The organism is Gordonia sp. NPDC003504 (genome assembly GCF_053587995.1).
This window is the reverse complement of record NZ_JBSFPC010000012.1, coordinates 93,870-106,387: the sequence shown is the minus strand read 5'-3', so window position 1 is coordinate 106,387 and position 12,518 is coordinate 93,870. Positions and strand designations below refer to the sequence as shown.

Annotated in this window: 13 protein-coding genes; 5 read left to right on the top strand and 8 right to left on the bottom strand. The window is 68.4% G+C overall.

From position 1 onward, the window contains the following. The 7 genes from ACWDPV_RS19685 to mrf form a co-directional block, all read right to left on the bottom strand. The gene (locus ACWDPV_RS19685; RefSeq protein ID WP_348802963.1) at positions 1 to 2,094 is read right to left on the bottom strand and encodes a cation:proton antiporter; all 2,094 of its coding nucleotides are present in this window, start codon (positions 2,092 to 2,094) and stop codon (positions 1 to 3) included. Positions 2,095 to 2,122: 28 nt separating this feature from the next. Further along, positions 2,123 to 3,763 carry an FHA domain-containing protein gene (locus ACWDPV_RS19680; protein ID WP_449744287.1) on the bottom strand — a complete coding sequence of 547 codons (1,641 nt, stop codon included), beginning with the start codon at positions 3,761 to 3,763 and terminating at the stop codon, positions 2,123 to 2,125. After that, positions 3,760 to 4,200: a hypothetical protein gene (locus ACWDPV_RS19675; RefSeq protein ID WP_348802967.1), complete on the bottom strand. Its 441-nt coding sequence runs from the start codon at positions 4,198 to 4,200 to the stop codon at positions 3,760 to 3,762. Before ACWDPV_RS19675 ends, ACWDPV_RS19680 begins: the two co-directional genes overlap by 4 nt. Position 4,201: 1 nt before the next feature. Further along, positions 4,202 to 6,022 carry an FAD/NAD(P)-binding protein gene (locus ACWDPV_RS19670; protein WP_425476244.1) on the bottom strand — a complete coding sequence of 607 codons (1,821 nt, stop codon included), beginning with the start codon at positions 6,020 to 6,022 and terminating at the stop codon, positions 4,202 to 4,204. Beyond that, the gene (locus ACWDPV_RS19665) at positions 6,019 to 6,564 is read right to left on the bottom strand and encodes a hypothetical protein (RefSeq protein ID WP_348802968.1); all 546 of its coding nucleotides are present in this window, start codon (positions 6,562 to 6,564) and stop codon (positions 6,019 to 6,021) included. Before ACWDPV_RS19665 ends, ACWDPV_RS19670 begins: the two co-directional genes overlap by 4 nt. A gap of 111 nt (positions 6,565 to 6,675) precedes the next feature. Next, on the bottom strand, positions 6,676 to 6,984 hold the full coding sequence (locus tag ACWDPV_RS19660) for a type B 50S ribosomal protein L31 (RefSeq protein WP_348809507.1): 309 nt from the start codon (positions 6,982 to 6,984) through the stop codon (positions 6,676 to 6,678). Further along, positions 6,981 to 8,342: a ribosome hibernation factor-recruiting GTPase MRF gene (gene mrf, locus ACWDPV_RS19655; RefSeq protein WP_449744286.1), complete on the bottom strand. Its 1,362-nt coding sequence runs from the start codon at positions 8,340 to 8,342 to the stop codon at positions 6,981 to 6,983. Before mrf ends, ACWDPV_RS19660 begins: the two co-directional genes overlap by 4 nt. 121 nt (positions 8,343 to 8,463) lie before the next feature. On the opposite strand from mrf, the gene rpmB reads away from it, so the two are divergent. The 4 genes from rpmB to rpsR are packed head-to-tail and all read left to right on the top strand — an operon-like array spanning position 8,464 to position 9,467. Next, complete coding sequence (gene rpmB, locus ACWDPV_RS19650; protein WP_348802972.1) at positions 8,464 to 8,700, top strand: 50S ribosomal protein L28; 237 nt, start codon at positions 8,464 to 8,466, stop codon at positions 8,698 to 8,700. After that, the gene (rpmG, locus tag ACWDPV_RS19645; RefSeq protein WP_348802973.1) at positions 8,700 to 8,864 is read left to right on the top strand and encodes a 50S ribosomal protein L33; all 165 of its coding nucleotides are present in this window, start codon (positions 8,700 to 8,702) and stop codon (positions 8,862 to 8,864) included. The genes rpmB and rpmG overlap by 1 nt, the downstream gene beginning before the upstream one ends. Continuing rightward, positions 8,864 to 9,169 (top strand): 30S ribosomal protein S14, encoded by a 306-nt coding sequence (gene rpsN / locus ACWDPV_RS19640; protein WP_348809505.1) that lies wholly within the window; start codon positions 8,864 to 8,866, stop codon positions 9,167 to 9,169. Before rpmG ends, rpsN begins: the two co-directional genes overlap by 1 nt. A 43-nt stretch (positions 9,170 to 9,212) precedes the next feature. Next, positions 9,213 to 9,467: a 30S ribosomal protein S18 gene (gene rpsR / locus ACWDPV_RS19635; protein WP_348809504.1), complete on the top strand. Its 255-nt coding sequence runs from the start codon at positions 9,213 to 9,215 to the stop codon at positions 9,465 to 9,467. 25 nt (positions 9,468 to 9,492) lie between these two features. On the opposite strand, the gene ACWDPV_RS19630 is transcribed toward rpsR, so the two are convergent. Next, positions 9,493 to 11,283 (bottom strand): cation:proton antiporter, encoded by a 1,791-nt coding sequence (locus tag ACWDPV_RS19630; protein ID WP_449744285.1) that lies wholly within the window; start codon positions 11,281 to 11,283, stop codon positions 9,493 to 9,495. 211 nt (positions 11,284 to 11,494) lie between these two features. Here ACWDPV_RS19630 and ACWDPV_RS19625 point away from each other — a divergent pair, with 211 nt between their 5' ends. Continuing rightward, positions 11,495 to 12,496, top strand: coding sequence for an AurF N-oxygenase family protein (locus ACWDPV_RS19625; RefSeq protein ID WP_348809502.1), 1,002 nt, complete (start codon positions 11,495 to 11,497; stop codon positions 12,494 to 12,496). The last annotated feature ends 22 nt before the right edge of the window (positions 12,497 to 12,518 follow it).

Here is a 12,518-nt window from a genome sequence, read left to right as displayed (position 1 = left end):
TCAGTGCCTCTCGGGTGATGCGACGGTGGTGGTTTCGGTGACCGGTGGTTGGCCGGCGAAGCGTTCCTCGATGCGTTCGGACAATGATCGTTCCGACGTTCCCGTCCGGTCGATGACGGTGTATGCGGCGGGGACCGTGGTCATCTCGGCGTCGTCGGGAACCAGCACCAGCGTGCCCGGCATGATCAGCGCATCGGTGCGGTCGGTGACCGTGACCCGCACGCCGAGATCGGACAGCGCGGACAGATCCGCGGACATGCGGCGACGCGATGATCCGGTGACGACGGTGAGGTCCGAACCACCGCCGTACGCCAGCGACGCGGCCACCACGACGGCGGTGCGCCCGGCGCGACTGTCCGCGGCGACACACACCAGCGCGGCGGTCGACGACGGACCACGCCCGGCCGCCGGCGTCTCGTCGATGACGAGAATCGGTGCGCTGGTAAGCGATTCGACCATCGGCAGCGCACCGGTGTCGACGATGACGACGTCGGCGCCGCTGTTGGCGGCCATCTCCTCGAGATCGGTGGCGGGATCGGCGCTGAACCGGCACAGCACCGACACCGATCCGGCGCCGGGCAGGCGGGTCCCGAGAGCGGTGAGTTTCTCCACCGCCGAGGCCATCGCGGAGAGGTCGGGTACCAGCGGCACACCCAGTTCGAGGCGTTGATCCCGTCCGGGGGTGGCCAGGACCCCGGCCAGCACGACGTCGGTACCCGCACCGGCGGCGAAGGCACGCCGGTGCCGGGTGAGCAGGTCGTCGAGATCCGCGTCGAGGTCGGTGAGCACGATCATGGTGCGTGAGGCGCTGCCGGTGGCCAGGGCCCGGCGTTCGGCGGCCGCGATGTCGCGGGCGACCACCGAATCCGGGTAGACCACCCGCAGCAGCGGTTCGGTGAGCACGGTGGTGACCAGCGCCATCACCACCATCATCGCGAACAGTTCGTCGGAGAGGACGCCCAGTTCCTTTCCGGCCGTGAGGATCACCAGTTCGGTGAGACCACGCGTGTTCATCAGCACGGCGATCGCCGACGCCTGACGGTTGGGTATCGCCGACAGTCGCGCACCCAGGAACGCGCCGGAGAACTTCCCGACGATGGCCACCGCGAGGACCAGCAGCAGTTGCCACCATCCGCCTGCACCGATGTCGGCGAGATTGACGCTCAGTCCGGTGACGACGAAGAACATCGGGAGCAGCAACAGGACGCTGACCTGCTCGAGTCGCTCCAGGATCTCGCGGGTGAGCGCCTCACCGCCCACCTTGGGCATGATGGCCCCGAAGACGAACGCACCGAAGATCTGGTGGATGCCGATGACGTCGGTGGCCGCCGCGGACAGGAACAGGCCGACGAGGATCACCGCGAGGATGTCGGGTGTCATGCGTCCGGCGGCGTCGCGCCAGGTGATCAGCCGCCGCAGCAGTGGCCGGACGATCCCGAACATCACGGCCACGTACACCACGGTCAGGCCGACGATCTTGGCGACCTCGGACATGCTGCCGCCGGAGATGATCGCGATGACGAAAGCCAGTGCGGTCCAGGCGATGATGTCGTCGACGGCGGCGGCGGCGAGGCTGAACACCCCCGGCGGGGTGCGTTGCATGTTGCGGTCGGTGAGGATGCGGGCCAGCACCGGGAACGCGGTGATCGACATCGCGATACCGAGGAACAGTGCCATGCCGAGCAGGCCGATCTGTTCGCCACCGACGACGTCGTGCGTCGGGTAGAGGACCACCGCGAGTCCGACTCCGAGGGCGAACGGCACCACGATCGAACACAGGGAGATGGTGGCGGCGGCCCGTTCGCGGCCGGCGATGAGCCGCATGTCGAGTTCGAGCCCGACGATGAACATGAACAGCACCAGCCCGATCTGGGCGAGTGCACCCAGCAGGGGCCGGACGTCGCTGGGAAACAGCGCTTCGGTCGGATCGCCGGGCAGCAGACCGAGCAGGCTGGGGCCAAGGGCGATTCCGGCGGCGATCTCACCGACCACCGCGGGCTGGCGGCAGGCGGCCGCGATGCGGCCACCGATCCGCGCCGCCACGATGATCACCGCGACGTCGAGGAGCAGGAAGGCCACCAGGTGTTTGTCCATCAGCACACGCCCATGGGGTTCTCGTCCGTCACGTCCGGGCGTGGGGGGATTCGAAGATGAAGTGGCGGCCGCCGATTCGCACATGCGAACCGGGCGAGAGGATGTGCGGCTGACGCGGAGCCAACCGGATCTCGCGGGTGCCCATCGCGGGGTCGCTGACGAAGGTGCCGTTGGCCGAGCCGAGGTCGATCAGGTGCACGTCCCACTCGACCAGCCGGAGCTCGATGTGCCGGCGGGAGAGTTGCCCGGACTCGTCTTGCACGCGAATGGGTTTCGGGTTGGACCTGCCGCGGCCACCACTGGTTCCGGGTTCCCGGCCGATCACCAGGTCCTCGTCGAGCAGGTAGGTGGAACCGTTGTCGAGCAGCAACCAGCCCAGCGGTGGGCGCTCGCCTTCGACGAGGATGCCGGTCAGCTGATCCATCCGGATGCCGCACACCCCGCACAGCCAGGAGCGGGGATGATTGAGATGTCCTCGCGAACATCGGATTCCGTGGACGTGCGCCCGCGATTCGGGCAGTTTGACGACCTCGGTGGCCGACTTCTGCTTGACCTGGACCGGCAGCGGGTCACGCTGTTCGGGCAGGACGTCCTGCAGGGAGTCGACCTTGAAGTCGATCGGCGGCTCTGGCGCCGGTGGGGCGGGTGGCGGGGGCGGGGTCGGCGCCGGGGGTGGCGTCGCCGGCCAGGGCTGGTGGGGCGTCTGCGGCGCCTGCTGTTGCGGCGCCGGCGGATGCGGCGGTTCGGGGTGGGTGGGCTCCGGGTCGGCACCGAGTGCGCTCGACTGGAACGCCCGCGGCTCGGGTGCGGCCGGTTCGGGTGCGGGCGGCTCGGGCGCATGGGGTTCGGGCGCAGGCGGCTTGGACATCAGTGGGGTGGAACGGAATTCGGGGGCCGGCTCGGGTTCGGGGTTCGGCTCGGACTCCGGGGCCGGGGCCGGCTCGGACTCCGGGGCCGGCGGTGCGGTGCGCGGAGGCGCGGACCGCATCGCGTCGTCGGCGCGATCGCCCACCTCGTGCATCTGATCGGCGTGCATCTGATCGTCGTGCATGTGATCGGCGATATCGGCATGGTCGTGATCGCCGTGATCGTGATCGCCGTGATCGTGATCGGCATGGTCGTCGGCCGTCCCGGCACGAGAGCTGAGGTCGTAGACCTCGGTGCCGCGCATCCCCAGCGGGGTGTGCAGCAGGGCGCCGGCGGCGGGCACGTGACCCTCGACGAGGTCGTAGGTCTCCTCGCCGGGCTCGGCGGGCACCGCACCGGCGAGGTAGAGCCCGAGTCCCTCGTACGGCCATGGGATGGCCCGGTCGAACGGTTCGCCGGTCGCGCCCGACTGCAGCCGACGCCCGTCGGCCTCACCGAACACCGATCCACTGAGGTAGATGGCGATCCCGACGCTGTCGGGGGCGGCGAAGCCGATGTCGGCGGGCTGATCCAGATCGGCGGTCGCGACCAGTTGGGCGAGGGCGCGTACCACGTGCCGGCCGCGGCGCGGCATGCGGTCGGGGGTGGCCACGGAGGTCTCGATGGCCAGGATGTCGGGGAGCAGGACGCGTGAGGACTCCCCGAGTACGCACAGGAATGCGGGTTTGCGGATCACGATGCCCGATCCGGGCACCAACGTCACCGTCGGGGTCACACTCGGACTGGGTGCGGGCGCGCTCAAAAGAACCGACCTCCTTGGAATCTCCAGTGCGGGAAGATCGCTCGCAGCGGGCCGTTGAGGATGATCCACACGACCAGCCAGGTCGTCCCGAACTGGATGGCGAACACCCCGGGCGACGGGGGTCCGGTGCCCTCGGGAAAGATCGGCGCGTACGTCACCACGAACCAGGTGGCGATGCCCTCGTTGATGCCGGTGAGCAGACCGAACAGGGTGGGCCAGTCCTTCTCCCACCGGAACTGCTGCAGGAAGTGGTAGATGAACTCCCAGGCGACGCCGAGCACGATGACCGTGGCGAGCACGATGAACGCGCCGATGTAGGTCTTGTCGATGGGTGCACCGTCGGGCAGGAACGGCCCGATGATGAGCGTCCAGATCCCACCGACGATGCCCAGCACCAGGATTCGCGTCTGGATGCGGCCCCACAGGGTTGGCAGCATGTCAGTCGACTCCCTTCCCACGCGCCCATCGCCACCATTGTCGGGTCGACCGCCATGGTGAGAGTTTCTTGCAGAACCCTTGGTCGGCCAGGTCGTCGACGATCTCCAGCGCCGCGATCTGCAACCCGAGGAAGGTGTCGACGCCGGGGAAATAGCCACCGAGGGTGGCCGATCCCGAGGCGTAGATCCTGCCGTTGCCGTTGCGGGTACCGATCAGCTCGAAGTTGCGTTCCACGTCCATCCGGCCCACCGGGTTGATGCCGGCACCGGTGTGATCGAGCAGGTCGGCGAGCAGACGATGTTCGCGCACATCGGCTTCCAGCCCGGTGCAGTCGATGACGTAGTCGGCGTAGAGCTCGAACGTCCCGTCCGGGCCGGCCTCCTGTTTGATCGATGCGTGCGGGTCGACCTTCACCGTCGCCACCACGCCCTGGCCACCGGGTGCCGGGACGAGGGATTGCGCCTTGCCGACCGCCACCCGATACCAGCCCTCCTTGCGGCCGCGTTTGAGTTGTTCCTGCCAGTCGTTGCGGACCGGGGTGTTGGTGCCGCCCATCTGCTTGTAGGCCTCGGCGCGGTCGTGGCCCTCGAGTTTGCGCATCCGGGCCTTGAGCTGACCACCCCACACCGACTTCGGGTAGTTGAACCCCTGATAGGCCCAGCCGTCTTTCCCCTTGCGGCGCATGAAGATATGCGGTCCGTGCGCCTTGTCGACGTAGGTGCGGAACAGGTGCACCACCTGGGTCTGCAGGCCGTAGGCGTCGCGGTCGTCGACGAGTCGTTGCAGCACCCGGGAGGCGACGATGCCCGCGCCGCGGATCATCACGATGCCGGGTCGTCGCCGTAGCGCCTGATAGATGTGCTCATGTGGCTCATAGGCATTGACCACCTTGCTGGCGTCCCGGTAGGTCTCCCGGAAGGCCTGCAGATCGGGCAGCAGCTTGATGCCCGGGTAGCCGATGGCCACGTGCACCCACTGACTGCGGAACGCGACCCGCTTGGTCGGCGAAGTACCCTGCGGCGGTGTGAGGATCGTGAAATATCCGCCGCCGGCGCGGCGTCGGATCATCCGCACCTGCCCCTGCCGCAGGCATTGCAGGTAGCCGATCCGGTTGCACTCCTTCTCCATCGACTCGAACGCATGCCCGGCCTTGGGCGTGTAGTAGTTCGCGAAGATCGGTTCCACCGCCACGTTCCACAGTGGCTTGATCGATTTGGTGGCCCACGCCTCGCGGGTGGCGTACGACGGGAAACCCCAGATGTTGTCGGGTGTCGACGCCGAGTCGGAGCGCAGTCGTTCACCACGCGGGATCTGTGAGACGCGGGTCAGATACTCGTAGGAGTGCCACGGCACGTCCTGGGGGCCGAGCACCGCGATGCGGTCCAGCGGCACACCGCAGATGCGCAGGTAGTCGACGGTCACGAAGGAGCCGATGCCCGATCCGACGGTCACGAACGGGACATCGATCAACGGGATTCCGGCCTGCTCGACCATGGCGTCGGTCCACACGTCGGTGTCGACCAACTCGGGGGTGAGATCGCCGGTCCCCCGGGGACGTCCGATGTGGGCGGTCGCGAAGTCGCCGGGTTCGGGCGCCGGGACCGACGAGGGCCCCGGACCGGGTCCGGGCGGGCCTGCCGGGGGTGGTCCCGGGCGGCGCGGCGGACCGGGCGGATACTGCCCCGGTCGGGGTCCGGGTCCGGGTGGACCCGGGTGCCCGGGACGTTGCGGCGGTGGGTACTGCGGCGCCCCCGGATGGCCGGGGCGGGGCTGACGGGGTTGGGGCTGACCGGGTTGAGGCACCGGGCCCCGGGTGGTCATCGCCGGCTCCGCATCTTGGTGATCAGCAGATAGCCGAGAATGCCTGCGGCGCCGCCGATTCCGATGACCGCGACGACGATGTAGGCGATATTCGACGAGGTCGGCGTCGATTGCGCCACCGGGACGACGTTCTTGCTGAGCGTCGCCGTGGTCGGGGCGGAGGTCCGCGGCGTGGTGCTGCTGGTGGCTTCGGGGATCGGCTGCGTGTAGGTGGGCGCCGCCGTGGTCGGGACGGTCCGCGGGGTCACCGTCGTCGTGGACACCGGCGGCGGTGTGGTCGTGACCGGCGGTGGCTCCTCGGTGGTGGTCACCTCCGGCGTGGTCACCTCCGGCTGGGTGGTCACCTCACTGCCACCACCCGGGTCCGGGGGCACCTCGGTGTCCACCTGGCCGGGTTCACCGGTGTCGACGACGGGCGGCGCCGGTGGGGCCGTCGTCTCGGCGAGCGCCGGGCCGCCGAGCGCGAGCAGAGCGCCGACCATGACCGCGACCAGTACGGCGAGTCGCACCAGATGGCGGTGGCTCGGGACGCGCGGACGCATGTTCCCTCCAGTGAGGTCGAGTGCGGGACGGGTGTAACTCTAACCCGTCCGCGCACTCGGCCGACCGCCAACCAGCCGAACGTACTACACCAAGTCCTTGCTGGTGAAGGCCTATTCGGGCCGGTCTGTGGGCTTCTGCGTGGGCGTCGGGGAACCACCGCGGGGCGCGTGTCGGGGAATGTCGGCGTACCGACGCCGGAACCGCTCGACACGTCCGGCGGTGTCGACGAGACGGGCGGCCCCGGTCCAGAACGGATGGGAATCGCTGGTCACGTCGACGACGACCAATGGGTAGGTGTTGCCGTCACTCCACTCGACCGAGATGTCCGATTCGATGGTGGAGCGGGTGAGGAACTGCTTTCCGGTCGAGGCGTCCCGGAACACGACGGGATGGTAGTCGGGGTGGATGCCTGGTTTCATTGCTGATCCTTTCGGTCGGTATCGGTATCGGTGATGCTGTCGGCGGTGGGCGCTCGCCGATCGGTTTGCTCGAGGTCGTCGCAGGGATCGGAGTGGGCCACGCCGAAGGGATCGGGATAGGCCATCCACAGGGTCTGCCCGTCGGCCATCTCGGCGTCGGTGAGCACGGCCTCCGACAGGGTGCCGGTGATGGTGTCCGGGTCGGCGCGGTGCGCGAGAATCACCAGCGCGCTGTGGCGGTCCCCGTGTTCGGGGTCCCATCGCAGGGCGGCCATCGCCCGGCGTTCGGGGTCCTCGAACTCGCGCTCTTGCACCGACATCGCCGCCAGCCACGGACCGCCGATCGCCACCCGCAGGCCTTCGCCGGCGGATTCGACCCAGAAGGCGTCGTCGGGCCGGTTGGCCAACCACATCCGTCCCCGGGTGCAGACGACACCGTCGAGCAGCACGTCGAGGGCGGCGTGGAGTCGCTGCGGATGGAAGGGCCGTTCGGCGGTGAACTCGACGACGCGGACCCCGCACTCCTCCTCCAGCGGCGGCTGATCACGAAGCAGCGGGTCGTGCGGACCGTCGATGCGACCGCGGCGTGCGCCCTCGGGGATGGCCCGCAACAACTGCACCGCGATGAGCGGGCGGATGGGGCGCTGCGGCAGTTCCATCACCATGGGCGCCCGGGGCGCCAGTCGTCGCAGGACCGCCATCGTCCGTGCCGATGTCCACTGGTCACGCATCGACGGGTCCGCCGCGGCGACCACCAGCGCATCGGCGAATCCGACCTGGGCGACGGCCACCTGGGCGAGGGTGCGGTCCTCATCCTCACCGCTGCCGCCGTCATCAGCGTCGCCGCCGAGGGTCTCGTCCCCGGTCGCGGCCTCGAGCCAGTCCAACTCCGAGACGCAGGCGATGGTCGCGTCGATCACGACGTCGCTGCCGGCCGGTGCGTCGATGAATCCGGGCATGTCGGTGACGACGACCTCGTCGATCGCCCACGCGACGGCCTCGGGTTCGAGTGCCGAATCCAGTTGGATGACAATGTTTTCCACGGAGCTTCGCCGGTGCAGCCGGCGCAACAGCGGCAGCAGGTCCAGTCGCAGGGTGCACGAGACGCATCCGTGCGCCAGGTTGACCTCGGTGACCTGGGTGATCTCGTTGCCGTCGAGGTCGACGGCCCGCACGGTGCGGACCACTCGTCCCGACCCGACCGCGTCGAGGTCGTGATGGACGAGGGTGGTGCCGGCCACCACGAGCGCGTCGGCGGTCCGGGCGACCGCCTCGGGATCCAGCCCCGTCACCAGGACGACCGGCGTGCGGGGCGGCATCAGGTCACCGGATGTCGCCGTCGACTCGAACTCCACCATGACTCCTTGTTGGTAACAATTTCCATTTGGTGATGCCCCACGGTAGCCTGCTCGACGACGTTAATGCCAATCGTTACCAATAAGACGGTTCGCATGGATCGCAAACAGCAAGGAGGTGGGCATGTCTGCCCATTGTCAGGTGACCGGACGCACTCCGGGATTCGGCAAGAAGGTGTCGCACTCACATCGGCGCACCTCGCGCCGGTTCAACCCCAACATCCAGCGCCGGCGCTATTACCTGCGCGCCGAGGACCGCTACATCACCCTCACGGTGAGCGCGAAGGGCATCAAGACCATCGACCGCCGCGGCATTGAAGCCGTGGTCGCCGAGATCCGGGCGCGTGGGGAGAAGATCTGATGGCGCGCAACGAGATCCGGCCGATCATCAAACTCAGGTCGACGGCCGGAACCGGCTACACCTACGTCACCCGCAAGAACCGGCGCAACGACCCCGACCGGATGGTGCTGCGCAAGTACGACCCGATCGCCCGACGCCACGTCGACTTCAAGGAGGACCGCTGATGGCCAAGAAATCGAAGATCATCGCCAACGAGCGGCGCAAGGCCACCGTCGCGCGCTACGCCGAACGGCGTGCCGCATACAAGCAGACGATCGCCGACGCGTCGTCGAGCCCGGAGGAGCGGGCCGAGGCGATGCGGCGGCTGCAGGCACTCCCCCGGGACGCGAGCGCCATCCGAATCCGCAACCGCGACAGCGTCGATGGACGGCCCCGCGGCTACATCGGCAAGGCCGGCCTCTCGCGTGTGCGATTCCGCGAGTTGGCCCACCGCGGTGAACTGCCCGGCATCCACAAGTCGAGCTGGTGACATCACCGGACCCCCATCCCCACATCTGACACCGAGGAAGATCATGCCCAAACCAGCACGACGTCGTTCGCGCGAACTCGCCACACCCGCCCGCCCACGCAACCGGCTGCGGGCGCTCAAGGCCGCCGACGGCGGCCCGGTCACGGTGGACTACAAGGACGTCGCAACCCTGCGCCACTTCATCTCCGATCGCGGGCGCATCCGGTCGCGACGGGTCACCGGCCTGACCCCACAACACCAACGGCAGGTGGCCACCGCCATCCGCAACGCGCGCGAGATGGCGCTGCTCCCGTACTGACGGACCGCCTCACCGAAGGACGGCGTCAGCCCGCCTGGATGTCGAGGCTGATCTCCTCGGCGTCGAGCTGACTCAGCATGCGCGACAACGCCTCCGACGAGTAGCTGCCCTCGCTGCGCAGGCGCAGCAGGCGGCGTCGTTGGGCGGCGATGATCTCGCGGCGGACCACCCGCATCTGTACCCGTTCGGACTGGCTGAGGCCGCTCGTCACGCCGGATCCGGGTCCGTCCTCGGAGTTCTCGGCCTCCCGGGTCGCCTGCTCGATACGGTCACGCATCCACGGGATCGCCCGGATCTTCTCCGACTCGGTCATCGCCTTCTGCATGGCCTCGTCCATCTCACGGCGGAGCCGGACCCGCTCGGCCCGATCGTCGGCGGTGGTGTCGGGCAGTCGGAGCGTGCGGATCAGCCAGCCGAGGGTGCCGCCCTGGATCAACAGTGACGCGGCCGCGACGACGAAGGCCGTCAGCACCAGCAACGAGCGGGCCGGGGTGTCGGTGGGCAGGGTCTGCGCGGCGGCCACCGTGACGACGCCACGCAGGCCCGCCCACACCATGATGACGCCCTCCTTGGGGCCGACCGGGGTGTCGTCGTAGTAATCGATGTCGGCCAGCGCCCGGGTGACGCGGGCGTTGATCCGCCCCGCGGTCTCCGGGGACACGTAGGACAGGTCGGCGAGGTCGGGGTCCTTGTGGCGCCGGAACCGGGCCCGCCAACGCCACCTCGAGAGCCGACGGATCACCACCCCCTCCCCGTCCGGTGGGGAGGTCGGCGACGGTGTCGCGGTGAAACCCTCCAGCACCGGCCGGATTCGGTCGCCGCGGCGGCGTCGTCGTTCCAGCCACCACACCGTGGGCACGACATAGATCGCCCGGATCACCAGCGCCACACCGAGAGCCGCCAGACCGAGCCAGATCGCGTGGGTGACACCGGTGTGCTCCTGCTGCACATCGCGCATCAGCGCGAACAGTTCCAGCCCCATCAGGAAGAACACGCCGCCCTCGGCGAGCATCTCGACCATCCGCCAGTTCTGGGTGTCGGAGATGCGGTGGCTCGGCGTCAGGAATCGGGCCGCGCCGGCGCCGGTGATCAGGCCCGCGGTCACCGCGGCGACGAGCCCGGACGCACCGAGCTGTTCGGCGGGCAGATAGGCCAGATACGGCACGGTGAACGAGATGGCCGTGTTGACCGCGGGATCGTTGACCCGGGCCCGGACGCGCAGGTTGAGCACCCCGACGAGGGCACCGATCGTCACTGCCACGACGACCGCCCAGACGAAGTTGACGACGACCCCGCCGAAGGAGATCGTCGTCGCGATCGCCGCGACGGCCGCCCGCAGCAGCACCAGGGCGGTCGCGTCGTTGAGCATGCTCTCGCCCTCGAGCACCGCGGTGACCCGCGAGGGCACCCCGAGTTTCTTGGCGATCGAGGTGGCCACCGCGTCGGTGGGGCTGACGATGGTGCCCAGCGCGATGCCGGTGGCGATGCCGATCTCGGGCACCACGGCCCAGAAGAAGAGGCCGAGCAGAACCGAGCTGATCAGGACCAGCACCACCGACAACGCGCTGATCGCGCCGAAGTCACGGCGGAACTCCATCGTCGGCATCTGGACCGCCGCCGAGTACAGCAGCGGCGGCAGCACGCCCACGAGAATCCATTCGGGGTCGAGATGCACCTCGGGAACGATCGGCAGGATGCCGATGACCGCGCCGATCACCACCAGCGCCAGCGCGGACGGGACCCGCACCCGGGGGCTGATCTCGATGACGGCGACGATGAGCAGGATGGCGCCGACGACGATCAGGATCTTGTCCATGGGTCACATGTTCTCTCGGATGGTCGCGCCGCGGCCACCGGGTGCGGTGTCGTCCGAACCCGAGAACATGAGGACACCTTCCACACCTGCGACTGTGCCATTGACTGTTGACACACAGGTCGGCTTCCGCCTACCGTCGTGACAACGTTTGTTGTCGAATCGCTGCGGCCGTCACCCACCTGCGCCGCCATCGAAAACAGGAGCATCAGCCATGACCGACGTACTGCGCTACGTGCCCGAGCACGACAAGGCCACCACCGACGGCGACTACCAGCAGGTCCTCGAGGATCTGTCGGCCGCGTCGGTGCACCGTAACTTCGATCCGTACCTCGACATCGACTGGGACGCACCCGAGATGGCGGTCGTCCCCCACGACCGACGCTGGATCCTGTCCTACGACGTCGACCCCATCGGGCGCAGTGCCTGGTATCAGGCGCAGCCGGAGGACACCCAGATCGCCATCGGCATGTGGCGTCAGGCCAACGTCGCCAAGGTGGGTCTGCAGTTCGAGTCGATCCTGATCCGCGGACTCATGCAATACAGCTTCAAGCTCGACAACGGCGACAAGCAGTTCCGCTACACCACGCACGAATCCAAGGAGGAGTGCAACCACACCCTGATGTTCCAGGAGCTGGTCAACCGCATCGGGATGGACGTTCCCGGCGCGAACAAGTTCTACCGCCGCATCTCGATGTTCGTGCCGCTGGCCTCGACGATCTTCCCGACTGTCTTCTTCTTCGGCGTGCTCGGTGGCGAGGAGCCGATCGATCACCTGCAGAAGGACTTCCTGCGCACCACCGACGATCTGCATCCGGCGATGTCGGCGGTGATGCAGCTGCACGTCGCCGAGGAGGCCCGCCACATCTCCTTCGCGCACCATCACCTGCGGGAGACCGTGCCGCAGAAGGGGCCGGTCCAGCGGTTCATCCTGTCGCTGATGCTGCCGCTGACGATGCGCATCCTGCTCGGGGCGATCATGGTGCCGCCGCGTTCCTTCCGCCGCGAATTCGACATCCCCGATTCGGTGATGCGCGACATCTTCTGGCGTTCAAAGGAATCCAAGCGAGTCCGGCGCAATGTCTTCGGTGACGTCCGGATGCTCGGCGATCAGTGCGGGCTGATGAATCCGGTCTCGCGGGTGCTGTGGCGTGCGTTGGGCATCTCCGGCCGGTCGTCGCGGTTCCGCAGCGAGCCGATCTACACCGCTCCCTGAGGCGCGACCGCCGACGATCCCA